The sequence below is a fragment of the Halorientalis brevis genome, assembly GCF_042678165.1.
GTDB lineage: Archaea > Halobacteriota > Halobacteria > Halobacteriales > Haloarculaceae > Halorientalis > Halorientalis brevis.
Genome location: NZ_JBHUDJ010000002.1, coordinates 513,176 through 538,084, shown reverse-complemented (window position 1 = coordinate 538,084; position 24,909 = coordinate 513,176). Strand labels below are relative to the sequence as shown.

The following is a 24,909-nucleotide window of genomic DNA, read 5'->3' as shown; positions in this document are numbered from 1 at the left end:
CCCGATACGGCTCCCACACCTGGAGGCGAGATGACGCGGCGAGGCCGACTTCACTCACCTCCGCAGTTCCCCATAGCACACCCGGGGTCATTGTAAATTTCCAGGTAACCGTCAGTCTCCGAGATGATAACGCGATAGGGCAGTCATAGAGTGTGACCTTAGGCGGCAGATAAGCTGGTAAAGAGTGACCGAATGAGGGCTGGCCCCCCGCCAGCCCCAGAATCAGAATTGAAACTCAGTGTGGACGCCGACGGGTCGGCCCGGTCACTCTCGCGTCTGCGTGAACTGGAACAGCCCGACCGCACCGACGAGCACTGACACGACGGGCAGCAGGAGTTCCACCACGACAACCGTCGAGACGGCACCGAGCGCTGTCGCGGCGGTGACGAGCAACCCGCTCAGCGACGCGAACAGGTAGCGGTGTAATTCTACCTCGTCGACCGATTCGTCGTCCGCGTCCGCCGCCTCGTCCTGCACCCTCGACGGCGTCTCGTCGAGATAGAGGTACGGTTCGAGGTGGTGAGCGTTCGCTCCGAGCTCGAGCGTCTTCCGGTCGGAGTCGAACTCGATGATCCCGGCCTCGTCCATCTTCGGCAGATGGCACTGGTAGAGACTCACGTACATCCGCTTGCGTTCCTGTGACGTGAGTTCGGTGATCGTCGTCTCGAACTCGGCCGCGGCGAGGTGTTCGGCCAGCGTACCGAGTTCGACCGCAGTGCGACCCTCTTCGAAGAAGAATCGAAGCACGTCTCGTCGGCGCTGGTTCCGTAGGATCTCGAAGACGTCGTCAGGTTCGAGCGTGACCGACCGCGCTGGCGACCCGTCGTCACCACCGACGCCGGCCGAGAACTCACCCTGTCCCCCACAGGAACCGACACTCGTTTCCCCTTTTATCATTGCACGAGAATGTTAACAGCAGGACAAAATAAAGCATTTGGCTAAACAATTATGTGTGTCACATCGTAGCACCCCTCAATCGGCGCGTCGAGTCCGCCACGCCCCGTCCGTAGACCGGTCTGACAGGCCGGTTGTTTATTCGCAAACCGCGCGGTAGAATTAAAACGGAGACGGCCGTACCGGGAGACATGAACAACGACCACCGGGACAGCCTCGCCTACAAGTTGGGGCAGGCGAGCGCTGGCGGTGGCCCCGGGCTGTCGCCCAACGGACTCGCCGCCGCCGTCGTCGGCCTCGCGGTGCTGCTGGCGGCCGTCGGCGCCGTGAACACGACCGGCCTCGTCGGACTGCTCGTCCTGGCGATCGCGATCGTCGTCGTCAACAGCACGGTCGTGATCGTCCAGGCCTACGAGCAACAGGCGCTGGTCGTCCTGGGGTCGTTCCGGAAGGTACTGGAACCCGGCATCAACGTCGTGCCGCCGCTGGTCTCGGAGACGTACAGCTACGACATGCGGACCCAGACGATGGACGTGCCCACGCAGGAAGCGATCACCCGGGACAACTCCCCGGTCACGGCCGACGCCGTCGTCTACATCAAGGTGATGGACACGAAGAAGGCGTTCCTGGAGGTCGAGGACTACGAACGCGCCGTCTCGAACCTCGCGCAGACGACGCTCCGCGCTGTGCTGGGCGACATGGAACTCGACGAGACGCTGTCGAAGCGGTCTGAGATCAACCGGCGCATCCGGCGGGAACTCGACGAACCCACGAACGAGTGGGGGATTCGCGTCGAAAGCGTCGAGGTCCGCGAGGTCAAACCCTCCCAGGACGTCGAGGACGCGATGGAACAGCAGACCGCCGCCGAGCGTCGCCGCCGCGCGATGATCCTCGAAGCCCAGGGCGAACGCCGGAGCGCCATCGAGAAGGCACAGGGCGACAAGCAGTCCGACATCATCCGCGCCCAGGGCGAAAAGCAGAGCCAGATCCTCGAAGCCCAGGGTGACGCCATCTCCACCGTGTTGCGCGCGAAATCCGCCGAGTCGATGGGCGAGCGCGCCGTCATCGAGAAGGGAATGGAGACGCTCACCGACATCGGCCAGGGCGAGTCCACGACGTTCGTCCTCCCCCAGGAACTGACCTCGCTGGTAGGTCGCTACGGCAAGCACCTCACCGGCAGCGACGTGCGAGGCGACGCCGAGGTGCTCGACAGCCTGGACTTCGACGAGGAGACCCGCGAGATGCTCGGCCTCGACGACATCGAGGAGATTCTCGGCGAGATCGACGCGGACCTCGAGGACGCCGGCTCGACGACGAACGGCACGACCGTGCAGGACCCCGACGCGGTCGTCGACGAGATAGACCAGAAGCAGCCCTGAGGCGGGGTCACCGCCCCAGACCGGAATTCTTGAGAGAACTGCCCGCGTAGTCGCCGCCATCGAATGCGCGAACTCGCACGGATCACAGTCTATCCGGTCAAGTCGCTGGACGGCTGCACGCTCGACAGCGCGACCATCGGCGCCCACGGCGCACTCGCGCTCGACCGCGAATACGCCATCTTCGACGCGGACGGTGCGTACGTCAACGGGAAAGCCACGGCGCGAATCCACCGGCTCGACGCCGCGTTCGACCCCGCGACCCACGACCTCACGGTCGGGGAGCGCGGGACCGACGAGCGCCACACCTACTGCCTCCGCGACGAGACCGAGCGCGCGGCGCTGAACGAGTGGCTCTCGGACTTTTTCGACGAACCGGTGACCGTCGAGCGCGACGCCGAGGGCGGCTACCCCGACGACACCGAGATTCACGGGCCGACGGTCATCAGCACCGGCACGGTGCGTGCGGTGGCGGACTGGTTCGACCTGCCGCCGGAGAACGTGCGGCGGCGATTCCGTGCGAACCTCGAACTCGACGCGACCGAGCCCTTCTGGGAGGACCGGTTGTTCGCGGACCACGGCGAGGTCGTCCCGTTCTCCATCGGCGACGTGACGCTCCTGGGAGTCAATCCCTGCCAGCGCTGCGTCGTTCCCTCCCGGGACCCCGACACCGGCGAGGAGTCCGAGGGCTTTCGCGAACGGTTCGTCAGGAAGCGTGAGGCGACGCTGCCGGCGTGGACGCCGTCGGATCGGTTCGACCATCCCTACCGACTCATGCTCAACACCGACGTTCCCGAGTCAGAATGGGGCGCGGAACTCGCCGTTGGGGAGTCAGTCACGGTCGGAGAACGGCGACCTGCCGATGCAACGTAACGGGACCGGTGGAAGGCAGGGACCAGTGACGACGGGCGGCAACGGAACGTCGTCAGTGGCAACCGATCGCTGGTGGGCAGATGCCGTGGCAGGGTTGGCATCGTGGGATCGGGCAGGGAGCGCCCACCAGCAGGGCAGGTGCGTGCGGAGGCCAACTGTCGGGCGGCCAGAGGGCACACGCAGGACAGGGCGAACGTCCTGGGACGGCCCCCGCAGTTCGACAGACGGGAGCCGGGATAGTAAGGGGACGCGGACAGTTTCAGGCCCAGAAAACGTGACCGTTTTTTTAAGGGTACGGTCGAAGAACATGCGCGATGCCCGTGGATGAGGATGCTGACGAGCTCTTCGCGCTGCTCGACGACGAGTACGCGCGGACCATCCTCATCGCGACGAGCGTGGAACCGTTGTCCGCCGACGCGCTCGCCGAGCGCTGTGACGCCTCCGAACCGACGATCTATCGGCGGATCGACCGCCTGGAGACGTTCGACCTGGTCGAGAGCGAACAACAACTCGATCCCGACGGCCACCACTACAAGACCTACGCCGCGCGGCTCGAACGCGTCACGATCGAACTCGAAGACGGCAATCTCTCCGTCGCGGTCGACCGGACCGAAGACGCAGCCGACCGCTTCACGCGGCTCTACGAGGAGTTGAGATGAGATGCTAGGCCCACTCGCGACCACCGGTGGCTCGTTCGCCGTCGTCGTCGCCGCCATGGTCGGCCGCGTCGTCACAGTCGCGCTGGCGCTCGCCATCGCTTACCGGGCCTGCGGTGGCTTCTGCATGAACCGCCGCACGCCACTGTCGTACCTGGCGCTCGGCATCGTCTTCCTCACAGTCGTCCCGACGCTGTTCGGGTTCGTGTTCCCGACGCTGACCGACGTGTCGCGGCTCCAGCAGAGCGTCGTCACCCACGCCAGCCAACTGCTCGGCCTGGGTATCATCCTGTACTCCATCTATGGCAATCCCTGACCGACAGACAGCGGCCGGTGCGTGCCCCCTCGCCAGCGGCGCGGCCGCGCGGCGGTGGTCGCCATGACCGCCGCCCCGCTGCTCGACGGCGTCAGCCCCGTCGACGCCGAGAGCGCCATCTTCGCCATCACGCTGGTGACGGCGACGGTCGGCGCGTTCGTCGCCTATCAGGCGTTCCGCGGCTACCTGCGCAACGCCAGCCAACCGATGTTGTATCTGGCCGTCGGCATCGCGCTGTTGACCGTCGTCCCGTTCCTCGTGACGCGCGGACTGCGACTGGCGGTCACGCTGACCGACGCGCAGTTCCTCTTGCTCGTGACCGCCTTCGACATCGCCGGCCTGAGTGCGATCCTCTACTCGCTCACGCGCGCGTGACTACTCGCTCCCTTCCGAGGGGTCCCACTCGGCGCCGACGCGGTCGTATCCCATCATGTTCGCCCCCTCGTGTTCGGTGAACACGACCTTCATGTTCGGCGTCGGAATCTCGAACTCCTCGGCGGCGAGGTCCATGAGCGCGAGGGCTAGCTCGCGTTTCGTCTCGGACGACCGGCCCCGACGGATCTCCGCGTCGAGAAAGAGGTAGTCCTCGTCGGGGACGCCCCGTCCGATCGACAGCTCGCCGGGCGAGCGCGGCCGCACGACGACGGCCGCGTGACTCGTCCCGGTCTGCATGATCTCACCGTACAGGTCCCGCACCGCGTCGGCGAACGTCCGTTTCTCGTCGGCCGACAACTCGACGGTCGTCTCGAACTGCAGGAGTGGCATACCCGGACAGGTCGCTGCCGAGGCAAAAAGGGTGTCCGAGTCAGCCCAGTTCAGACCGGTCGAACGAACGGTACCCGACCGCGAGCGAGAGGGCCGTCCAGCCGAGCATCACCAACAGCGTGAACCAGGGCTGGCCGTAGAGTTCGCCGGAGTCCTCGAACTGCGCGAACGTGTCGTACTGGTCCATCACGCCGGCGTAGACGGGTTCAGTCGCCCGAAGGTAGGCCGTCCCGGGCGACAGCACGGTCAGGTAGTCCCGCGTCGTCTCCGAGATTTCGGTGCCGAGGAGACTGCCGACGGCGTCGAGGACCGTCTGGAGGTTGACGAGCGGGAAGAAGCCGAACCAGAACACCACGAGCACGAAGTACGCGCCCAGGGCGCCGAACATGGCCCGCGCACGGCTCGTCGTGGCCGCCGAGATGGCCAGGAAGATGCTGACGAACGTCAGCGCGTACACGATCGTCACGGCCGCGAAGGTGGCGAACCGGACGGGACTGGGCGTGTTCGCGTACGTCGCCAGCGAGACGACGAAGCCAACGAACAGACCGGACAGCACGGCCGCGGCGGCGGTCCCGAAGCGAGAGACGAGCTTCCCCGCGAAGTACTCCAGGCGGCTGTTGGGCAGCCCCATGCTGAACTTGATGGTCCCGCTGATGCGGTCACCGGCGATAGAGAGGTACACGAGCGGTGCCAGAAACAGCGGGAACACGAACGAGACGAGGATCGAAACGTCCCACAGCACTCGGTAGGGGTCGTCGTAGATGCTGATCTCGGAGGCGAAGATGAGCCCGACGAGCGCGGTGAACACGCCGATGACGCCCAGGACGATGTACGACCGACGAGCGTTGGTGAAGTCGTCGCGAGCGACGGTGTAGGTCCCCATCAGTCGTCCCCTCCTGTAGCCGGGACGACTGCCGGCTCCGCGTCGGCAGTGGCCGCCTCCTGGCTGGTGTACTCCTCGAACAGCGCTTCTAGCGACGCGTCCTCGATAGCGACGTCGTTGACGGTCGTCGCGTCGTCGAGACGACGGAGTGCGGTCATCTTCGTCTCCGGCGCGTCGCAGGTGATCCGGACCACGTCGTCGGCGACGGACACCTCGCGGACGGCGTCGAGCGCTCGCAGCGGATCGAGGTCCGGCACGTCCGCCACCGTGGCTTCGACGACGGCGCCGGTACCCAGTTGCTCGCGGAGGTCGTCGATCGCGTCGACGGCGACCATCTCGCCGTCGGCCATGATGCCGACGCGGTCGCACACTTTCTGGACCTGGCCGAGCGCGTGGCTGGAGAAAAACACCGTCGCACCGCGGTCGGCCTCCTCGCGAACGATCGTCCGCAGCAGCTTGATTCCCTTCGGGTCGAGCCCGCTGGACGGCTCGTCGAGGAGCAGCAGGTCCGGCTCGCCGACGAGGGCGATGCCGAGCGCGAGGCGCTGGGCCATCCCCTTCGAGTAGCCGCCGGCGGCCCGGCGGGCGTCCTCGGGGTCGAGGCCGACGCGGTCGATGATCGCGTCCGGGTCGTCGTCGGCGCCCTTCGTCTCGATGGCGGACTGCACGTGTTCGCGGCCGGTGAGGTTCTCGTAGAGATCGAATCCCTCGGGGAGGAGTCCGAGCCGCGACCGGAGCGCGGTGGAGTTCTCGGTCACGTCGTGACCAAGGACTTCGGCGCTCCCGCTGGTCGGGTGGATGAACCCGAGCAGCATGTTGATCGTCGTGGACTTCCCGGCGCCGTTCGGGCCTAAAAATCCGAAAACTTCGCCGTCGTCGACCGTGAGGTCGAGGTCGTCGACGGCGAGCACGCCGTCTGACTGCGTTCGGCGACCGAGCGGGCTGAATCGCTTCCGTTCGCCGAACGTCTTCGTCAGGGCGGTCGTCTGGAGGGCAGGCATACAGCCGGCACGTCCACGGCAATCGCCCTTACTTCGACGGGACAGTTTCTCGGAACGAAAGCCGAGACCAAGATTTATGTCCGGGAGGGAATTCGGCGCGGGTTACAGGATGCCGCCACTGGCCATGATGAACAGCGCAGTGGCGATGACGGCGAACAGCACGCCGACGCCCTTTTTGAGGTACTCCGTGTCGAGCGCCGCGGAGACGTAGGGCGCGATCTGCCCGCCGGTGACCGTCGCTGGGACGGTCCAGACGACGATGTTCCAAGGCGTCGTGGCGAGGTCGATCGAATGTCCACCGACGAGGCCGCCGCCGAAGACGTGGACGAGCGAAGCCAGCACGGCCGTGGCGGCGACGACGATGTGGTTCGTGCCGATGGCGACGCGGACCGGGATCGACGTGCGCAGCATCGAGATGATGCCGAGTTCGCCGCTCCCGAAGCCGGCCAGGCCCTGGAAGATACCGCCGATGCTGTAGTTCGCGAACCGTTCGAGGTAGCCACCCCGGCCGTAGTTGTAGTCGGACCCCTCGCGGTCGACGCGGGTCACGACGCCTTCGGAGTCGGTCGCGACGCCCGCAGCGCCGGGTTTGCCGCGGTCGTTCGGGAGGTCCGGTCCGCCGTCCGCTTCGACGGCGGCGTCGTCGTCAGCATCGGCCCCGCCCGGTTCCTCGTGGCCGAGGTCTGCCCGAACCAGAAGGAACGACGCGGCGAGCAGCGCGAGCCCGAGCAACCCGTGGAAGATGGGTTCCGGAATAATAAACGAGAGGAGCGCTCCGCCGACGACGAACGGAATGGAGCCGCCGACGATCGTCAGCGCCAGGCGACGGTCGACCAGGCCGTACTGGATGAACGCGAGCGCCGAACTCGACAGGCCGAACGACTCGCTGATGAGGCTCACCTTCACGATGGTCGACGGGCCGAACGGCGTCGACAGGATCGTCTCCGGCGCCATGTACGGAACTAACACCGGGAAGATGAAGATCAAGAACGGGACGAACAGGGCCGACCCGCTGATGCCGACGGTGTTGACGATGGTCGCACCCAGCAGGAAGAAGGGGAACAACCACCAGTATCGCAGCCAGTAGCCGTCGCCGGCCTCGGCCGGGAGAGGCGCCGCGAAGAACACGGCCGCCACGAACGTGATCGGCGCGAGGAAGACGAACACGTGCTGATACTTCAGGAACGACTTCTGTACCCGCTGGGATGTGGATGCACTCATACGTGTTCAGTAGGCTGCGACTTGGTCCACTGGTCGGCCGACGGCTCTCGTCTCGGACCGGAGATCGGAGTGGACAGCCGGACAATCACGTCGGGAGACGGTGGTTCCCGTCGAAAAGGAGGTCCCTCGGTGGCGCTGCCCGCCACGGGCGGTCGACTTGAAACCCACCGGCGAACGGCCGGCGGGCGAAACTGGGCGTGACTGCATCTAGGAAATCCCCCCGAGCGACGGATCGAGGGTCGAACGGAGATGCACGTACTCTCTGGGGTGGCGGAACATGGTGGTGCCCCGGCCGTAGTGAAAGGACACGTAAAAATCCTATGAGGTTATCCACGTGTGAGACGCCGCCCCACGGCAGTTTCGGGCCGCAGCGACGACGCTCAGCCCGTCCGAGCCCGGAAAAGCAGTGTCCCAGCCAGCGCCGGAGCAGCGACAGAGACCACAGACCGACGCGTATCACCACTGGCCCCCATCCAGTCGCAACCGTCGCCACTGAGCGGGACGGGCACGCTGACAGGCCCAACGTGCACCAGTCAGTGCCCAATATTTATTACAAACGCCGTGGTATTAGTACACGTAATGAGCTTTAAAGAGGGACTCATCGAGGGAGGCGAGCAGTCCGCGTACGGAGACGATCGTGGTGACTCGACGGAGTCTCTCGCAATATCGGAGAGTCAGCGTGGACTCTTCGGCCGTCTGAAACGCCACGTTCGCGAGTGGTCGGGGCGCTACGTCCAGATGCGCATCGACGCGCGGACGGGTCGGAACGACTGACGGACTCCGTTCGAGGCACCATCCGTTTCTGCCACAAACGACCGAGCAGCCGCGCGTCCCCCGGTCGCTCAGAACTCGTCTGCCGGTTCGGGAACGACGCCGTCCTCGTCCTCGCCACCCTGGAGGTCGTACTCGTCGCGCACCTCGCGGATGCGGTCGCGGATGTCCGCCGCCAGCTCGAACTCCAGGTTGTCGGCGGCCTCCTGCATGCGATCTTCGAGGTCCGCGATGAGCTGTGCGGCCTCGTCGTCGTCGGCCGGGTCCATGCCGGCGACGCCACCGGTGTCGGTCTTGCTCCCCGGGAGGTTCGTCTCGCCGACCGGCTTGTCGATGGTCGTCGGCTCGTAGCCGTGTTTCTCGTTGAACTCCTGCTGGATCTCCCGGCGGCGCTGGGTCTCGTCGATGGCCGACGCCATCGCGTCGCTCACGTCGTCCGCGTAGAGGATCACCTCGCCGTTGACGTTCCGGGCCGCCCGCCCCATCGTCTGGATGAGCGTCGTCTCCGATCGGAGAAAGCCCTCCTGGTCGGCGTCGAGGATGGCGACGAGCGACACCTCGGGGATGTCCAGCCCCTCCCGGAGGAGGTTGATGCCCACTAGCACGTCGATGTCGCCCAGCCGGAGCGACCGCACCAGCTCGTGGCGTTCTAAGGTGTCTGTCTCGTCGTGCATGTAGGCGACATCGACGCCGGCCTCTTCGAGATACTCGGTGAGGTCTTCGGCCATGCGCTTCGTGAGCGTCGTCACGAGCGTGCGCTCGTCGCGGTCGATGCGCTCGTCGATCCGGTCCATCAGGTCGTCGACCTGGCCGGTCGCGTCGGCCACCTCGACCTTCGGGTCGACGAGGTGCGTGGGGCGAACGATCTGTTCGGCGATCTGCTCGCTGGTTTCCTGCTCGTAGTCGCCCGGCGTCGCCGAGACGTACAGCGTCTGGTCGGTCTTTTCCTCGAACTCCTCGAACGTGAGCGGGCGGTTGTCGAACGCCGTCGGCAGTCGAAACCCGTTCTCGACGAGGCTCTCCTTCCGGCTCTTGTCGCCGGCGAACTGCCCGCGAATCTGCGGAATGGTCTGGTGAGACTCGTCGATGACGGTGAGGAAGTCGTCGGGGAAGTAATCGAGCAGCGTGTAGGGCGCCTCGCCCGAGTCCCGATCGGAGAGGTGAACGGAGTAGTTCTCGATCCCCGAACAGTAGCCCGTCTCTTTCATCATCTCCAGGTCGAACGTGGTGCGCTCCTCGATGCGCTGGGCCGCGACTGCGTCGCCCTGGCGCTCGAAGTAGCGGATGCGGTCGTCCAGCAGCTCCTCGATCTCCTCGATGGCCCGCTGGAGCCGTTCCTCGGGGATCGAGTAGTGTTCTGCCGGGTGGATCAGGACCGCTGGCTCCTGGCTCTTGACCTCGCCCTCCAGGGGGTCCATCTTCACCAGTCGGTCGATCTCGTCGCCCCAGAACTCCACGCGGACGGCGTAGCGGCCGTACATCGGGTAGATTTCGAGGGTATCGCCGCGCACCCGGAACGTGCCCTGCGTGAAGTCCACGTCGTTGCGTTCGTAGTTCAGATCCACCAGCCGGCCCAGGAGTTCGTCGCGGTCGATCTCCTGGCCCTGCTCGATCTGCAGCGACATGTCGACGTAGTTGCGCGGGTCACCGAGGCCGTAGATCGCCGAAACGGAGGCGACGACGATGACGTCGTCCCGAGTCAGGAGCGAGCGGGTCGCGGAGTGGCGCAGGCGGTCGATCTCGTCGTTGATCGAGGCGTCCTTGTCGATGAACGTGTCCGTCTGTTCGACGTAGGCTTCGGGCTGGTAGTAGTCGTAGTAGGAGACGAAGTACTCGACGGCGTTGTCGGGGAACAGTTCGCGGAACTCCTCGTACAGCTGCGCCGCGAGCGTCTTGTTGTGGGCGATGACGAGCGTCGGTTGCTGGATCTCTTCGACGACCCAGGAGACGGTGTTCGTCTTCCCGGACCCCGTGACGCCCAGGAGCGTCTGGGTATCCATGCCCTGCTGGAAGCCCTCGGCCAGTTGCTCGATGGCCTCGGGCTGGTCGCCCGCCGGGTCGAAGGGCGCGTCGACGCGGAAGTCCCGGTCCACGTCGGGACGGTCCGGACTGAGGGGGCTGCCGGAAGTGTCGCTCATTGCGAGTAGCCTAGACCTGGAGGGACTTCAGGCGCTCGTTTGACACAGCGCGACAGGGAAGCGGAGCCCTAACTGGCTCGCCGTCGAACCGTGTCCCATGCAGGTGTTCTGCACCGACGGCACCGTGTTCGCGTGTCGGAGCTACGACCTCACCGAGTACGGCGTCAAGCTCTACGGGCAGCACCCGGATGCAGACGAACGGTACCGCGACGACCCAGAACAGATCGGGTTCGTTCCCCACGACAGACTGGGGTACATCCTCCCGGACGGCGTCAGGCCGGCGTCACAGTCCGTCGTCGGTGCACAGCCAGTGATGGGGAGCGGGTATCCGCCAGGGCCTGCCGGAGGGGTTCGCTGAGACAGAAGTCGGTCCGACGCGCTCCGACCGCTAGGCCGTCGACGACCGTCGGTCGAGGAGCCGCCGCGTGGACAGTCCGGTGACCAGCGACCAGCCGACGTACCACAGCGTCCAGGCCTGCACCGGCCCGAATACGCGAGCGGTCCAGACCACGCGACCGAGCATGGGGAACACGGTCGCCGTCGGCGCGATGGCCTGGGCGGGCGCGACGACCAGCCACGACACCCACAGGAACGCTGGCACGACGACGAGCATCGTCCAGGCCATCGGTCGGAGCATGGCGGGCAGCAGCCCGAGCTGGTCACCCAGGAGGTTGCGCTGTTGCTGTTGCAACCGGTGGACTGCCTCGTCGTCGCCGCGTTCGCGGGCCGCTTCGAGCCGCTCGCCGACCCGCTGCAGTCGGTCCTGGTGGCGTTGCATGCGATCTCGGTCCCCCAGGCGGCGCTGGATGACCGTCGAGACGACTGCCGTCGCGATCGCCAGCAGCCCGACGACCGCCGGGAACGGGAGGACGGCCTGGAGCGGCCCGAGAACGAGGTCGACGCTACTGGCGACGGCGTCGCGGATAGCCGACACCTGATAGCCAGCCATCAGGGTCAGGGCACAGACGCCGGCGGCCTTGTCTGCGAGCGACCACGCGCTGTCGGCGTCCGCGTCGTGCTCGTCGAGTGCCGCACGAACGGCCAGCGGGTCGTCGACGACGAAGGCGTCGCCAGCGGCGACGAGGAGGCCAGTCCGGAGGAGTCTGGCCCACTCGTCGCTCGTGAGTGCGTCGCTGACGTCGGCCCAGGTCACGGTGCCGTCTCCCTGTTCTGCACGTTCGAGGACCGTCGCCAGTGCGTCGGCCAGCGTCGGGTCGTCGTCGAGGAGGACGTCGGGCGGCTTCGAGCCCATGGGCTACTGTTGACAACGCAGCAGCATAAGTCTCAGCCGCCGTCGAGTCGGTGGAGCCACAGCGCGGCGAGCAGCGCCACCACGCCAGCGCCCGCCACCAGTCCGAACGCGACCCGGTAGCCCAGCACCGAGTAGGCCTGCGTGCCGCCGATCGTCTCGCCGGTCCCGTACGTGTCCAGCACGACCCCCATCAGCGTCGGGAGCAGCGCCGCCCCCGTGAAGGCAATCGTGTTCACAGTGCCGGTCGAGACGCCGCTGGCACCGCTGACGTGGCGTTCCTTGATGACGGTGTAGCCCAGGGCGTACGCCCCGGCGAGGAACCCCGAGGCGAAAAACACCAGGCCGACCACGGGGAGCGGCGGCTTGCCGAGCACGGCTAACAGCGCGTAGCCGCTGGCGAACAGCCCCTCGCCGACGACCATCAGGCTCGTCCGGCGCTCCAGGCGGTCCGAGAGCCAGCCCACGAGCGGCGGACCGACGAGCAGGCCGAGACTCCCCAGCAGCGTGTACGTCGAGGCGTCCGTGACCGACAGCCCGTAGGTCTGGACGAGGTAGGGCACGCCCCACAGGCCGAAGACGGTGATGTTCACGCCCGTCCCGGCGAAGAGGACGATCCCGACGAGCCACGTCTCGGGTTCGCGGAGGACGCCCCTGACGTTCCCGAGGACCGACCGGAGCGAGGGGGTCCGGGCCATCGGCACGCCGTCGATCTCCGGCAGGCCGGCGTCGGCCGGCGAGTCACGCGCCAGCAGGTACGCCAGCGCCGCGAGCACGAACCCCAGGCCGCCGAGCCCGAGCATCGTCGTCCGCCAGTCGGTGGCGGTGACGACCATCGCCAGGGGTGTCGTCGCGAGGATGCCACCGAAACCAGCGGTTGCGATAGTCAAACCACTCATTCGCGCGAACTCGCCGGGTCGGAACCAGTTGGCACAGAACCGCAGGATAGCGATAAAGAGGAGGCTACCGCCGAACCCGATGAGCGCCCGCGCCAGGAAGGCGACGACGTAGCTGTCGGCGGTACCGAACACCAGGACACCGACGCTCATCACGACGGTGCCGGCCGCGACCACGCGGCGACTGCCCAGGCGGTCGGCGACGACGCCGGCCGGGAGTTGCATCGCGGCGTAGATGTAGAAAAACGAGGCGTGCAGCGTCCCCAGCGCGGCGCCGGTCGTCCCGAAGGCGGCCGTCAACTGCTCGGCGAGGACGGCCGTCGAGAGCCGGTGGACGCTCACCAGGGCGTAGGCCGCCGCCAGCGCCGTCCAGGCGATCCAGCGTCGCTTCGTGGGGTCCGACCAACTGCGCACGTGTTCCCGTCCGACCTTACAACTGTTAAGTGTTAGTTCTCATACCCAATGTCCCGTTTGCGAAAACACCCGTCAGCTACTAACAGCATGCTATCGATAACGCCCTCGTAACTAACGAGACGAGCAGTGTTGCCCACCGACCGCATGCAACACAATGGCGACGACAACGACGACACAGAGACACCCACGCGACGGGCCGTCCTCCGACGAGGCGCCCTGACGTCGGCAGCACTCGCAACTGGCGTCGGCGCAACGTCGGCGCCGGCCACAGCCCACCACCGCTGCACCATCACCGTCAACGACGACGGAAGCGCGGATTACTCGACGATTCAGGCCGCCATCGATGCCGCCGCGGAGGGCGACACGATCTGTGTCGAACCGGGGTCCTACAGAGGGACGGTGACGGTAGACAAGGAGGATCTCACTCTTCTGTCGACCAAACGATGTGGAGCGAGCATCATCAACGGCGACAGCGAGACCGGCGCAGCGGTGAGCATCGCGGCTCCCGGCGTCACTGTCAAAGGGTTCAAAGTATCGTTCCCCGACGGCCTGCTCGGCATCGCGGTCCAATCGGGCGTCGACGACGTGACCATTCGGAAGAACGTCGTCACGGACGTCGGCCCAGTCGGTCGGCTCGGCGCAACCGGGATCATCGGCAGTGGCCCACACGACAACCTGACCATCGCGAAGAACGTCGTCGAAGACGTCACGAACGAGATCGACGAAGACTCCAACTTTCCGACCGTCAACGGCATCTTCGTCGACGATCAGGGCAGCGGCTCGCTGACGAACTCGACCATCAAGCGCAACCTGGTGCGGGACCTCAACAGCGACGTCGCGTCGATTGGAATCATCCTCGGAATCGACGCCGAGAACGTCAGCATCAGGGGCAACAAGGTCCACGACCTCGTGGCCGACCCGGCAGTCGACGGCGACGACACCGACGACGCGGTCGACCAACCAAATACGTTCGCACAGGGCCTGAACGTGGACGGCGGGACGACGAACGTCACGATCACGAAGAACGTCGTCAAAGACGTGCGGGCGACGTTCTTCGTCGGCACCGGCCTGAAGATCGACGGAGAAGCCGACGGTCTCACCGTCAGATTCAACGATCTCCTCCCGATCGTCGGCCTCGAAAACGCCGACGACGACACGGTCACCGCGACCTGCAACTTCTGGGGCAGCCCCAAAGGGCCGCGGGTGGTCGACACCAACCGGGAAGCAGACGACGCGCCGAACGCCCGGAAACGGAGCGCCGTCGTCGGCCCCGTCGAATTCGAGCCGTGGTTGGTCCGTTCGATCCGCTCCTGCAAGAACCTCGAAAAGAGCTGCGTCGGTGGCCGCGGCCGGCGATGCGGGCACCAGTAAGCACGGAAACGGGGGGCAGTTCAGCAGACCGGCTTGGGGTTGACGCCCAGGGCTTCGAGCGTCTCGAAGTACTCCTCGTAGGCGGCGTCGATGGCCGTCACGGCGGCCCCCTGGGCCAGGTCCCAGTCGTCGTCGCCGTCACAGACCGCTGGCAGCGTCTCGGCGCCGAGGTCGATGGCGTCCTCGACGCCACCGCGGACCTCGCGGAAGGTACTGGCAGTCTGGGGCGACGCCTGGCCGACGAAGAAGCCGACGGCCTGGCCGATCTTGTTCTCGACGACCAGCGCCCAGCCGACGGCGCCGCCGACGCGCTCGGGCGTCGTCTCAAGACCCTGCAGCGCCTCGACGACGGCGGGCGCCTCGCCAGCGTCGTGGTCGCCGTGTTCGCTGGCAACGGTCTCGTACTGCTCCCCTGTGGTGTCAGCCAGGTCGGCGAACAGGTCGGCAGCGGAGCCGGATGCCTCGTCGGCCCACGTCTCGAACGTTGCTGTGGCGTGGTGGAGGTTGTCGGCGACGGCCGTGAGAACCGGCCCCTCGTCCATCTCGCCCTCGGTGTCGGCGTACAGTGACTTCGAAGAGCCGAGCCGCGACAGTTCCGTCTTGGTCTCGGCGCGTACGGCGTCCGTAAATTCCTCGACGTCCATAGCCGTCGGTTCGCCGGGAAGCCGCTTGTAAGCATCGACAGTGGCAGAGATAGAGCTCGCTATCCGTCGGAGCGAGGCCTCTACAGCCCCAAAACGAAGAGTGTGCTCGCCATGGCAACGCGGATCGGAATCCGTGGTTCAGCCAGCGGGCACTGCTCGGTCAGTTTCCTTTTTCTATGGGCGCGCCGACCAGATTGCCCCACTCGGTCCAGGAGCCGTCGTAGTTGACGGCGTCCTCGTAGCCGAGCAGTTCGTGAAGTGCGAACCACGCGACGGACGAGCGCTCGCCGATGCGGCAGTACGCGACGGTCGTGCTGTCGCCAGTGATCCCCTCGTCGGCGTACAGCGCTTCGATCTCGTCGGCGTCCTTGAACGTGCCGTCGGCGTTCGTCACGGCCGCCCACGAGATGTTGCGGGCGCCGGGGATGTGGCCGCCGCGCTGTGCGGTCTCCTGGAGTCCCGGGGGCGCGAGGATCTCGCCGGAGTACTCCTCGGGCGAACGAACGTCCACGAGCGGAACGCCGCGCTCGATCGCGTTCTCGACGTCCTCGCGGTAGGCGCGAATGGACTCGCGCGGACCGGACGCCTCGTACTCGACTTCGGAGAACTCCGGTACCTCCTCGGTGGTCGGATAGTCGTTGTCGTCCCAGTACTCGCGGCCGCCGTCCATCAGACGGACGTCGTCGTGGCCGTAGTACTTGAACTGCCAGTAGGTGTAGGCGGCAAACCAGTTGGAGTTGTCACCGTACAGAATGACGGTGGAGTCCTCGCTGATGCCGTGGGACCCGAGGAGGTCCTCGAAGTCCTCCTTGTCGAGGATGTCGCGGGTCGTCTGGTCCTGGAGCTGGGTCTCCCAGTTCCAGCCGATGGCGCCCGGCGCGTGGCCCTCGTCGTACAGTTCCGTGTCGACGTCGACCTCGACCAGTCGCAGATCCGAATCGTCGCTCTCGAACTCCGCTAAACGCTCTTCGACCCAGTCAGGGGAGACGAGAACGTCCTTGGCGTAATCGCTCATAATCCGTCTGACCCTATCCAGACCAGCCATATAACGCTCTGCGAGCCGGCACGTTCCGCCACTCATCCCCCGTACCGGCATAGCTTGCCGGTGTTTTGCTACCGGTTCGTACACAGGAAGAACCGGCCCCCGGGAACGGGCGACTGCACGCTGCCCGGCCGCGGGCGTCACACCGGTGGACCGACCTATCGAGCAAGTTGCGGAGAGTGTTGCCCTTATCTCAGAGAATCCGGAACTGAAAGCTTGAAACGGCGGCCATCGTAGGGCAAGGTATGAGCGAGGTAGTAGTTCCGGCGGGGTGGCTGGCCGACCGTCTCGAAGACGTCGCCATCGTGGACGTCCGGGACGCCTGGGAGTTCGACGGCATCGGCCACGTGCCGGGTGCGGTGAACGTCCCCTTCGAGTCGTTCCGCGCCAGCGGCCACGAGGCCGAGGGCGAAGGCGGCCAGGACGGCGAGGAAGGAATGCTCCCGGGCAGCGATCGGTTCGCGGCGTTGCTCGGTGAGGCAGGGATCGAACGCGAGGACGAGATCGTCGCCTACGACGACACCCACGGCGTGTTCGCCGCCCGCTTTCTCGTGACCGCCCAGCTGTACGGCCACGACCCGGCGAAGCTCCACCTGCTCGACGGCGACTTCTCGTCGTGGCAACTCGACCACGAGACGACGAGCGACCCCACCGACGTCGAGCCGACGAGTTACCAGGCGACGCCGCTGGCCGAGGGCGAGACGCCGCTGGTCGACGCCGACGCCGTCGCCGCTGCCATCGACTCCGAGGCCGTCATCGTCGACACGCGCGAGGAGTGGGAGTTCGAGGAGGGACACATCCCCGGTGCAGTCCGGCTGGACTGGCAGGAACTCGTCGACGACGAGACGCGCGGGCTCAAAACCCGCGAGGAGATCGAGCGCATCCTCGACGACCGGGGGATCACCCGCGACCGGCGGATCGTCCTCTACTGTAACACAGCCCGGCGCATCAGTCACACCTACACCGTCCTCCGTCACCTCGGCTACGGGGACGTAGCCTTCTACGAAGGGAGCCTCACCGAGTGGGAAGCCGAGGGGCGGCCGCTGGAGACAGGGAGCTAGGGTCGTTCACCGGGGTTCTCCGGGTCGATCGGTCGTTTTCTCAGTTGCCGGAGGCACCGTGCAGATCGGGACCAAAGGAAGTCCCTCGGAAGTACACAGTTTAAGATTCTGGCAAAACTGGCGTCCGGTATGGACGACGACGCCCTCCTCCGTCAAACAATTCGCCGGTGTACTGCCGTCCTCGTCGCCACCATTGGAATCACCGGATGGACACTCATGGGAGAACGTCAAGCCGGCCCCCCGCTTCTACTGGCTTTCGGTGCAATAGTGTATCTCGCGGCGCAGTACATGGATTTAACACCAACACAAGCGGGAACTGACAAGGACTCGTCCAAGTCTGCCCCCGCCGAAAACTCTGGAAACAACCCATAGTCTACTGCTTCGCTCAGTTGTGACTTGACTTACAGAAGTGACGGTGCAATAATGAGCACGCAAGCATCCGCGCCGCTTTGCGGCGCGGTTCACTCGGCGCGAGCGGTGCGAGGCACGAACGGAGTGAGTGCCTCGCACGGCGAACGGCGTAGCCGTGAGCCAGGGAGCGCCGAGCAGTTTTTAGTCCAGGTTTTTACGAGACGGGTTCCCGCAGGCCGCTTTGCGGCCGAGGAAACCCGTCGCAGTAAAAAAAGTGGTTAGTCAGCCTCGGTCGGTTCGACGCCCATCTCCTCGGAGAGCAGTTGGCCGGCTTCGAGCAGCAGCGCGACCACGAGCGGGCCGGCGATGAAGCCGACGATCCCGACGGTGAGGACGCCGCCGGTGAACCCGACGAAGTAGAGGCTGCCCGGCATCCCGGCCGTAAAGGAGGCCAGACGCGTTCGGATGATCGCGTCCGGGAGAAAGCCCACGAGGACGAGGCCGAACGTGGTCACCAGGATCGCCGCGCCGGTGTTCCCGATGACGAGCTGGTACCCCGCGAGTGCGAGCACGACGACGCTGGGGCCGACGACGGGAATGAACTGCAGGATACCGGCCATGACCGACAGCATCAGCGCCGAGTCGTACCCGAGCATCGCGAAGACGACGTACGCGATGAGGAAGGTGGCGAACGCCGTCGCCGCCTGGAGGACGTAGATAGCGTACAGCGTCGCGCGCACTCGCTCGTGGAACGCGACGACCACGTCGTGATAGCCGATCGGAAAGAAGGCGAACGCCGCCGCCCGGATGTCGTGCGGGCGGAGCAAGAGCGCGTAGACGAGCAACACGAACAGGGCCGCCTTCAGACCGATGACCGGCGCCGCGCCTGCGAAGTCGACGGCGATCCCGGTCAGACTGCGCTGGATGAACCCGAGGGCGACGCTCACGTCGATCGTGTACTCGAACCCGTAGGCCGAGATCGGCACCTCAGCGGGCAGTTCACGGACGAACGCGAGAAACTCCTGGCGGCGGCCGTACAGGGCGCTGACTATCGGAACGACGGCACCCAGGACGGCGAGAAACCCCACCAGCGTCGCGACGGCCGCCCCGACGCGGCGACCCCGGCCCCGGGCGACGACCCACTGCCGAACCGGATACAGGACGTACGCGACCGTGATGGCGAAGAAAACCGTCGCGAGAACGCGTGCGAGGACGGCCATCGTCACCAGCGCTGTCGCGACGAGCAGCGCCAACAGGACGCGGCGACGACGACGGCTGTTCGAATGCACGCGCCGTCCTACTCACCCGTCGGGCAAAACATTTGGTGACAGATACGTCAACAGTTCTGATCTCTCAGGCACCTGGGAAACAGTCGGCCCTTTGCTAACAGTCTGCAAACGAAATCGAGGGGTCGGACGCGCGATCACGCAGAGACCCCAACGGTAAGGAGCGTCCCGTAGACCCGGTAACGCTCCACCATGTCCTCGCGAGTATCCCAGTCTTCAGTTGGAAAGTCTTCGGCCGGCGGAATCTCGGTTTCGCGGTCGGGAACGTTGTCCTGGGCGGCGACGTGAAAGCCAGCCGACCTGAACGCCTCGCGGTACTCGGCGGCCGACCAGCGGGTCATCTCGACGCCGACCGCGTCCGGCCAGTGGTGGGAGTGGACGTTCTCCTCGAAGAAGTTCACCGCGCAGTAGAAGGTGCCGCCCGGCCGGAGCACGCGGTGGAGTTCCGCCAGCGCGGCGTGGGGGTCGGCGGCGTAGTAGAACGCTTCCATCGAGAAGCAGTGGTCGATGCTGTCCTCGGCGAAGGGGAGGTGCTCGAAGTCGCCGTTGACGTAGCCCACCTGCGGGTCGTCCGTGTAGGATCGCGCGTTACGGACCATCTCCGGGGCCGCGTCGAGGCCGTACACCCGGCCGGCGTCCTTGGTCTCGCGGAGGGCACGACCGGCGTACCCGCTCCCACAGCCCAGGTCGAGAATGGTGTCGCCGGCCTCTCGCGGCTCCTCGTCGTCACCGCTCGAGTGTTCCGAGGCGCTCCGCGCCTCGCCCTCCACCGGCATTCGTGCGAGGGCGTGTTTCGCGGTGTGCCAGTGGCGTTCCTCCATGCCCTTGTCGCGCCCCTCGTTGGCCCACCGGTCGAACTCCTCGCTGACGCTCATGTCCGCTGGAAGCGGCGGGGCGGACATAACCGGTTCGGTGTGCAGCGCTGCGCCGCTGGCGTCCGGACCCGGGACGTTTTATCGCTGGGGCGGACTCTCACGAGTATGGGACGCGCGCCACGGTACAAACTCGCGGACACGGCCCAGCAGTTCGTCGGCGGATTCCTGCTCGCCGGGCCGTTCGTCGTCACCCAGGAGGTGTGGGACCTGGCGCGCAACATGACGTACCTGCACGCGCTGCTCACCGTCGGGATGGTCGCCGCCATCGGGTACGGCGCACTGTACAAAGCCGACGACGACCGCGACCCCGATCGGGAAGTGGACGTCGGGGGCGTCCCGCTGCGCTTCGTCTCGCTGCTGGCCGTCGCGTACGGATCGGTTGCGATCCTCGCGCTCGCTTTCACCGCGCCCGGGACCTTCCTCTCCGATCTCGGTGGCGTCGACCGCCTGGAAGTGACCGTCCGTGCGGTCAGCGTCGGCGCGATCTTCAGCGTCGTCGGGGCCGCGACGGCCGACACCGTGTTCTGATGGCGAGTTGTGGAAACCCGCAAAGTTAACGCCCGGCCCCATGTTTGTGGACCACATGGAATACCAGCTCGCTATCGAGAACACGCCGGATACTATCGAGGGTGGGACCGGGATTCTCCTGTTGCATCCGAGCACCGGCGAGACGGACCGCATCGACACTGATTTTCTCGCGACCGACACCGATCACATGCTGATCATCTCGACTCGCACCACCGCCCGCGAGGTCGAGCAGAAGTTGGAGTACTACGAGGTCGACGAGGACTGCGCCGTCATCCTCGACACGCTCTCCATCGAGCGCGGCTACACGCGCCGCCCGTCGGACAAAGTCCGCTACGTCTCCTCACCGGACGACATGGACGGCATCGTCGAGCAGGCCCGGGAGTTCCTCGACTCCCACGACGGGAAGCTCCGCGTCAGCCTAGACTCCATCACCGAGTTGGTGTACTACGCCGACGAAGAGCCCGCTCGCGGCGCCGTCGAAGACCTGCTGGAGTTGCTCGTCGAACACGACGCCGTTGGCCTGTTCCACCTCGCCGAAGAGGTCCACGACGACGACGTGGTCGCCGGGTACCGCGACCTGTTCGATGGCGTCATCGAACTCTCCGAAGACGGGACCGTCAAAAGCGAATTCTAGCCGTCCCAGTTTTCGAGCCGTCGAGACGCGTCCCGCCTTTCGTCGTCCGTCCTCGAGTCCGGCTCCGAGAGCGCAGTCGCGAGTCCCTCGAGCAACGCCAGAACCGCCTCGTGGTGTTCGGCTTTCCGCCGGTGGACCGCAGACGGATCGAGACGGCTGTCGTCGTACCCGGCGAAGGCCCCGGACGCAAGCTCCGTTCGTTCGCCTACCCGTTCCCGCAAGAGCAGGCACAGTGCGTGCAAGTGAATGAGTTCCTGTTTCCGCATGGTGCAGTAGTGAAATCTGATGTCGCTCGCTCGTCGTCGAGGAGTCGCACGGCTAGTCCGAGGACGTGGACACGGTTGAGGGTTCGGCCTGCTGAAACGCTAATAGTTCCGTTCTGGCAAGGATAAGTCCGCCTTACCGGCCGGTCGCCGGATCGGTCGCGGGGCTACTCGCCGAGTTTCTCGAACGTCTTTCGCGCCCACTCGACCGCGTAGGTCGGCCCGTGGTCGAGGTACGCGGTCGTATCGAGCGCCGCGAACGGCGACGGCACCTCTCCCTGGTGTTTGATCGCACTACAGGCCAGTTCCGCCGCCGCCGGGAACGCGGTCTCGCCGCGGGCGAGTTCCTTCGAGAGACCGTCGAGGCGCGGTTTCAACCGTTCGCCAGCGTCGACCCACGCGTCGAAGAGCACGGGGGAGTCGTCTTCCCAGTCCGCGAACACCTCCCGGGTCTGGAGCCCGACGTACCCGGTGTAGAGCGCGGCTGCGAGCTGGTAGGTCTCGGAGGGGGCCAGCGGCACCGCCGCCGACAGCGCTGCGTACTGGTCCTCGAAGAAGCCGAGGAACTGTTCGGGCACGTCCAGCCCGACCTCGACGAGCGCCTCGGCGAGGAGAAAGGCGACGAACGAATCGGGCGACCCGGCCAGCCGCGGCTTGACGAACACCGTAGGCGGGTCGGTCTGGCGCGTCCAGGCGACGCCGCCGTCACCCGGCATCCCGACGGTGAACTCGTCGCTCGCGTAGCGCTGGAGCAACTCGGGCGCACTCTCGGGAACCCACTCGGCGGGATAGCTGTGTGGGTCCAGTCGGTCGGTGAGCAGTGCGAGTTCCTCGGCGACGGCGGGATCGAGGGTCTCGAAGTCCCGCTCGCAGTCGAGGACGAGCGCGTCGGGTGCGTGTCGCTCACGGACCGCCGCCAGTTCGTCTGCGGCCGGCCCAGTGTCGAGGGTGCGCTCGCTGAACATCTACGCCAGCGCGGCGTTGGCGATCAGTACGACGGCCAGCAGCCCGAAGACGGCGAGCGACGCGAGCACGAACTTGGTTGCCTGACTCATACTCGGTCCTTCCGCCAGCAGCGATTTAAAGCCTTCAGTTCGCCGCCAGCGCGCCACGCCGGGTCAATCGTCGTCGGCGCCCGCGCCAACGCTGGCCGCACGCGCGACGCCCTGCCAGTTACCGCTCCGGAACCGCGCGGTGTTGACCGCCGCCTTCACGTAGAAATCCCCCACGAGCGCGAGAAAGACCGCGACGAGCCCGAGCCCCATGCCCGGCGTGACGGTGACGCCGGCGACCGTGAGCGAAAAGGCCGTCGGCAACGCCAGCACGGCGACGGGCAACCGAACCAGATACGACCCCACGAACGTGCCGTAGAGCGGCCAGCGCGTGTCGCCCGCGCCCCGGAGGCTCCCCCGCATCGTCCGCGAGATGGAGAACCCGGCCACGATCAGCCCGAACACGCGGATGAACTGGACGGCGAGGTCGGGGTGAACCGTCCCGAACGCCGTCGCGATAGGACGGGCCGCCAGAGCGATGGCCGCGCCGACGAGCAGTTGCGTCGCCAGCGCGATGCGCATCGTCTCCCAGCCGTAGGCCGTCGCGTCGTCGAGGTCGCCCGCGCCGATCGACTGGCCGACGAGCGTGCTCGCGGCCGTCGAGTATCCCCACGCCGGCATCAGCGCCAGCAGCATGACCCGGCGCCCGATCGCGTAGGCCGCGACCACCGGCGTCCCCAGAACCCCGAGAACGAACAGGAACGGAAACCGCCCGAACGCCTGGAGCAGCCGCATCCCGCCCAGGGGCAGTCCCACGCGAACGATCTCCCGGCAGAGATCGAGGTCGACCTGCGGTCCCCCCACCGGGAACTGCACGGCGTACCGGCCGGAGACCAGCAGGCCGAAGAAGACGACGGCCGCCAGCGCGTTCGCCACGGCCGTCCCCCAGGCCGCCCCCGCCACGCCCAGCGTCGGGAACGGTCCCAGGCCGAAGATGAGGACGGCGTTCAACACGACGTTGGTGGGCAGCGTCAGCAGGCGCACGTACATCGGCGTCCGGGTGTCCGCGCTCCCGGCCAGCGCACGGGCGGCGATCATGCTCCAGAACCGGAAGGCCAGCGACAGCATGACGATCTGCAGGTACACCGCCCCGAGTTCGATCGTCCGCGGATCGTCGGTCAGCACGTCGATCAGCGGCTCGGCGTACAGCCAGGAGAGCAGCGTGAGCGGCAGGGACAGCAGTAGCGAGAGCCACAGCGACTGCTTGACCGCCAGGTCCGCTCGGCCGGGGTCGTCTGCTCCCTTGAGTCGGGAGACGACGCTGATAGTCCCAGACGAGAGCGCCAGCGAGAGGCCGTAGCCGATGAAGTAGTACTGAAAGCCCAGTTCGAGCGCGGCGATAGCGGCGTCGCCGATGGCGATCCCGACCATCAGGAAGTCGGCCATCCGGAGCAGAATGCGCAGGCCGCCGGTGACCATCACCGGGAGCGCCAGGTCGAACGCTTCGGTGCCCTTCTCGCGGTCGACGAGTCCGAGACGGGCCAGTGCGGCGGGAAACGACAGGAGGGCGTCGCGAACGGCGGCACGAGTGCCCATCTACCGGCAGTACGGAGGCGAGTTCCCTGTCACTTTCGACACGAACTCAGAGCGGCACAAGCGTCTGATGCCCCAACGGTTGTTCCAGAGACACGAGAAGTATGTGGTGGCGCCGACGGGACTAGTTCCAAGAGCTGACAGCAATCGGCATGGTCGCCGGATACACCGGGTGACTCGAACGGTTACTCACCGGCGTTCGAGAGGGTCGATTCGACGGCCGCGGCGAGCGTCGCCAGTCTCGCGTCGATCCAGGGTTCGAACCACAGCCCGACGGCGACGAGCGGAAACCCGACGAGCAACGGCAACGCGTCCACGTCTACCGAGCAAGCCCCACCGGGGTGGAAGCTGAGCACCGGGATCGGTTCGGGCAGGTACGTCGCCGAGTAGGCGTAGCCGAGCGACACCGAGAACTGCGGGTCGACGAGGGGTCCCCTGGTGGTGAGCGCACAGCCGACGGCGATCGTCGTCTGGCCGACGGCGAGAATAATCAGTCCTGCACCCACGAGCGCCAGTCCCAGCGTCGGGGCTGACCACCAGTTCCTCGCTGCTTGTGCGTACCGGTTCGCACGCCAGTAACACCACACGGCCACGAGCGCCGGGACGACGATCAGCAGGACACCCAGGAGAGCGGTCGGGATCGGCGAGGTCCCCGTCACGCGTCGTTGCTCGGCGAGCACCCACAGCGTCGTGATTCCGGCGTACTGGACCGCCAGGAGCACCGCGAGGACGGCACCAACCCCGGTCACTCTGAGCAGCACGTGTGGCCGAGTGACGTCGAGGGAGCCCATGGTAACCCAATATCATATTCCCGCT

Annotated in this window: 28 protein-coding genes; 12 read left to right on the top strand and 16 right to left on the bottom strand. The window is 66.3% G+C overall.

Annotation, left to right across the window (positions count from 1 at the left end; genetic code table 11):
- Nucleotides 1-264: 264 nt before the first annotated feature.
- Entirely contained in the window at nt 265-897 is a 633-nt protein-coding gene (locus ACFR9U_RS06445) for a DUF7344 domain-containing protein (RefSeq protein ID WP_247379341.1), read from the bottom strand.
- 323 nt (nt 898-1,220) lie between these two features.
- On the opposite strand from ACFR9U_RS06445, the gene ACFR9U_RS06440 reads away from it, so the two are divergent.
- The 5 genes from ACFR9U_RS06440 (at nt 1,221) to ACFR9U_RS06420 (ending at nt 4,490) form a co-directional block, all read left to right on the top strand.
- A complete protein-coding gene (locus ACFR9U_RS06440) occupies nt 1,221-2,273 on the top strand; it encodes an SPFH domain-containing protein (RefSeq protein ID WP_345893394.1) in 1,053 nt (350 codons plus the stop codon).
- A gap of 63 nt (nt 2,274-2,336) precedes the next feature.
- Nucleotides 2,337-3,143 carry an MOSC domain-containing protein gene (locus ACFR9U_RS06435; RefSeq protein WP_247379345.1) on the top strand — a complete coding sequence of 269 codons (807 nt, stop codon included), beginning with the start codon at nt 2,337-2,339 and terminating at the stop codon, nt 3,141-3,143.
- 314 nt (nt 3,144-3,457) lie between these two features.
- A complete protein-coding gene (locus tag ACFR9U_RS06430; protein ID WP_247379347.1) occupies nt 3,458-3,802 on the top strand; it encodes an ArsR/SmtB family transcription factor in 345 nt (114 codons plus the stop codon).
- A gap of 1 nt (nt 3,803) precedes the next feature.
- Nucleotides 3,804-4,115 carry a DUF7521 family protein gene (locus ACFR9U_RS06425; protein WP_247379349.1) on the top strand — a complete coding sequence of 104 codons (312 nt, stop codon included), beginning with the start codon at nt 3,804-3,806 and terminating at the stop codon, nt 4,113-4,115.
- Between the two features lie 63 nt (nt 4,116-4,178).
- A complete protein-coding gene (locus ACFR9U_RS06420) occupies nt 4,179-4,490 on the top strand; it encodes a DUF7521 family protein (RefSeq protein WP_247379351.1) in 312 nt (103 codons plus the stop codon).
- On the opposite strand, the gene ACFR9U_RS06415 is transcribed toward ACFR9U_RS06420, so the two are convergent.
- From ACFR9U_RS06415 to ACFR9U_RS06400, 4 genes are all read right to left on the bottom strand, one after another.
- Nucleotides 4,491-4,880, bottom strand: coding sequence for a tautomerase family protein (locus tag ACFR9U_RS06415; protein ID WP_247379353.1), 390 nt, complete (start codon nt 4,878-4,880; stop codon nt 4,491-4,493).
- A gap of 40 nt (nt 4,881-4,920) precedes the next feature.
- Entirely contained in the window at nt 4,921-5,763 is an 843-nt protein-coding gene (locus ACFR9U_RS06410) for an ABC transporter permease (RefSeq protein ID WP_247379356.1), read from the bottom strand.
- Entirely contained in the window at nt 5,763-6,764 is a 1,002-nt protein-coding gene (locus tag ACFR9U_RS06405) for an ABC transporter ATP-binding protein (RefSeq protein WP_247379358.1), read from the bottom strand. Before ACFR9U_RS06405 ends, ACFR9U_RS06410 begins: the two co-directional genes overlap by 1 nt.
- A gap of 102 nt (nt 6,765-6,866) precedes the next feature.
- The gene (locus ACFR9U_RS06400; RefSeq protein WP_247379360.1) at nt 6,867-7,985 is read right to left on the bottom strand and encodes a sulfite exporter TauE/SafE family protein; all 1,119 of its coding nucleotides are present in this window, start codon (nt 7,983-7,985) and stop codon (nt 6,867-6,869) included.
- Between the two features lie 579 nt (nt 7,986-8,564).
- Between ACFR9U_RS06400 and ACFR9U_RS06395 the strand changes: the two genes are divergently transcribed.
- Nucleotides 8,565-8,759 (top strand): hypothetical protein, encoded by a 195-nt coding sequence (locus tag ACFR9U_RS06395; RefSeq protein ID WP_247379362.1) that lies wholly within the window; start codon nt 8,565-8,567, stop codon nt 8,757-8,759.
- A gap of 68 nt (nt 8,760-8,827) precedes the next feature.
- On the opposite strand, the gene uvrB is transcribed toward ACFR9U_RS06395, so the two are convergent.
- The gene (gene uvrB, locus ACFR9U_RS06390) at nt 8,828-10,894 is read right to left on the bottom strand and encodes an excinuclease ABC subunit UvrB (protein ID WP_247379364.1); all 2,067 of its coding nucleotides are present in this window, start codon (nt 10,892-10,894) and stop codon (nt 8,828-8,830) included.
- Nucleotides 10,895-10,991: 97 nt separating this feature from the next.
- Between uvrB and ACFR9U_RS06385 the strand changes: the two genes are divergently transcribed.
- On the top strand, nt 10,992-11,252 hold the full coding sequence (locus ACFR9U_RS06385; RefSeq protein WP_247379367.1) for a hypothetical protein: 261 nt from the start codon (nt 10,992-10,994) through the stop codon (nt 11,250-11,252).
- Nucleotides 11,253-11,282: 30 nt separating this feature from the next.
- On the opposite strand, the gene ACFR9U_RS06380 is transcribed toward ACFR9U_RS06385, so the two are convergent.
- Together ACFR9U_RS06380 and ACFR9U_RS06375 are read right to left on the bottom strand one after the other, a co-directional pair.
- On the bottom strand, nt 11,283-12,146 hold the full coding sequence (locus tag ACFR9U_RS06380) for a DUF106 domain-containing protein (RefSeq protein ID WP_247379369.1): 864 nt from the start codon (nt 12,144-12,146) through the stop codon (nt 11,283-11,285).
- Between the two features lie 32 nt (nt 12,147-12,178).
- The gene (locus ACFR9U_RS06375; RefSeq protein ID WP_247379371.1) at nt 12,179-13,453 is read right to left on the bottom strand and encodes an MFS transporter; all 1,275 of its coding nucleotides are present in this window, start codon (nt 13,451-13,453) and stop codon (nt 12,179-12,181) included.
- A 144-nt stretch (nt 13,454-13,597) separates the two neighbouring features.
- Between ACFR9U_RS06375 and ACFR9U_RS06370 the strand changes: the two genes are divergently transcribed.
- The gene (locus ACFR9U_RS06370) at nt 13,598-14,824 is read left to right on the top strand and encodes a right-handed parallel beta-helix repeat-containing protein (protein ID WP_247379373.1); all 1,227 of its coding nucleotides are present in this window, start codon (nt 13,598-13,600) and stop codon (nt 14,822-14,824) included.
- A gap of 20 nt (nt 14,825-14,844) precedes the next feature.
- On the opposite strand, the gene ACFR9U_RS06365 is transcribed toward ACFR9U_RS06370, so the two are convergent.
- Both ACFR9U_RS06365 and ACFR9U_RS06360 read right to left on the bottom strand, forming a co-directional pair.
- Nucleotides 14,845-15,468 carry a rubrerythrin family protein gene (locus tag ACFR9U_RS06365; RefSeq protein WP_247379375.1) on the bottom strand — a complete coding sequence of 208 codons (624 nt, stop codon included), beginning with the start codon at nt 15,466-15,468 and terminating at the stop codon, nt 14,845-14,847.
- A 160-nt stretch (nt 15,469-15,628) separates the two neighbouring features.
- Nucleotides 15,629-16,483, bottom strand: coding sequence for a sulfurtransferase (locus ACFR9U_RS06360; RefSeq protein ID WP_247379377.1), 855 nt, complete (start codon nt 16,481-16,483; stop codon nt 15,629-15,631).
- Nucleotides 16,484-16,755: 272 nt separating this feature from the next.
- On the opposite strand from ACFR9U_RS06360, the gene ACFR9U_RS06355 reads away from it, so the two are divergent.
- Together ACFR9U_RS06355 and ACFR9U_RS06350 are read left to right on the top strand one after the other, a co-directional pair.
- Nucleotides 16,756-17,571 (top strand): sulfurtransferase, encoded by an 816-nt coding sequence (locus ACFR9U_RS06355; RefSeq protein WP_247379379.1) that lies wholly within the window; start codon nt 16,756-16,758, stop codon nt 17,569-17,571.
- 129 nt (nt 17,572-17,700) lie between these two features.
- Entirely contained in the window at nt 17,701-17,943 is a 243-nt protein-coding gene (locus tag ACFR9U_RS06350) for a hypothetical protein (protein WP_247379381.1), read from the top strand.
- 257 nt (nt 17,944-18,200) lie between these two features.
- Here the strand turns inward: ACFR9U_RS06350 and ACFR9U_RS06345 are convergent, their stop codons facing one another.
- Together ACFR9U_RS06345 and ACFR9U_RS06340 are read right to left on the bottom strand one after the other, a co-directional pair.
- A complete protein-coding gene (locus tag ACFR9U_RS06345) occupies nt 18,201-19,211 on the bottom strand; it encodes an AI-2E family transporter (protein WP_247379383.1) in 1,011 nt (336 codons plus the stop codon).
- 134 nt (nt 19,212-19,345) lie between these two features.
- Complete coding sequence (locus ACFR9U_RS06340; protein ID WP_247379385.1) at nt 19,346-20,083, bottom strand: class I SAM-dependent methyltransferase; 738 nt, start codon at nt 20,081-20,083, stop codon at nt 19,346-19,348.
- A gap of 105 nt (nt 20,084-20,188) precedes the next feature.
- On the opposite strand from ACFR9U_RS06340, the gene ACFR9U_RS06335 reads away from it, so the two are divergent.
- Both ACFR9U_RS06335 and ACFR9U_RS06330 read left to right on the top strand, forming a co-directional pair.
- Entirely contained in the window at nt 20,189-20,611 is a 423-nt protein-coding gene (locus tag ACFR9U_RS06335) for a DUF2391 domain-containing protein (protein WP_247379387.1), read from the top strand.
- Nucleotides 20,612-20,666: 55 nt separating this feature from the next.
- Nucleotides 20,667-21,245, top strand: coding sequence for a DUF7090 family protein (locus ACFR9U_RS06330; protein ID WP_247379389.1), 579 nt, complete (start codon nt 20,667-20,669; stop codon nt 21,243-21,245).
- Here the strand turns inward: ACFR9U_RS06330 and ACFR9U_RS06325 are convergent.
- The 4 genes from ACFR9U_RS06325 to ACFR9U_RS06310 all read right to left on the bottom strand — a co-directional run bounded on the left by ACFR9U_RS06325 (nt 21,242) and on the right by ACFR9U_RS06310 (nt 24,884).
- Nucleotides 21,242-21,511, bottom strand: a complete 270-nt coding sequence (locus ACFR9U_RS06325; protein WP_282594338.1) for a UPF0058 family protein — start codon at nt 21,509-21,511, stop codon at nt 21,242-21,244. The genes ACFR9U_RS06330 and ACFR9U_RS06325 overlap by 4 nt on opposite strands.
- 164 nt (nt 21,512-21,675) lie before the next feature.
- The gene (locus tag ACFR9U_RS06320; RefSeq protein WP_247379393.1) at nt 21,676-22,473 is read right to left on the bottom strand and encodes a DUF7089 family protein; all 798 of its coding nucleotides are present in this window, start codon (nt 22,471-22,473) and stop codon (nt 21,676-21,678) included.
- 153 nt (nt 22,474-22,626) lie between these two features.
- Entirely contained in the window at nt 22,627-24,096 is a 1,470-nt protein-coding gene (locus ACFR9U_RS06315) for an MATE family efflux transporter (RefSeq protein ID WP_247379395.1), read from the bottom strand.
- Nucleotides 24,097-24,278: 182 nt separating this feature from the next.
- Entirely contained in the window at nt 24,279-24,884 is a 606-nt protein-coding gene (locus ACFR9U_RS06310) for a hypothetical protein (protein WP_247379397.1), read from the bottom strand.
- Between the last annotated feature and the right edge of the window lie 25 nt (nt 24,885-24,909).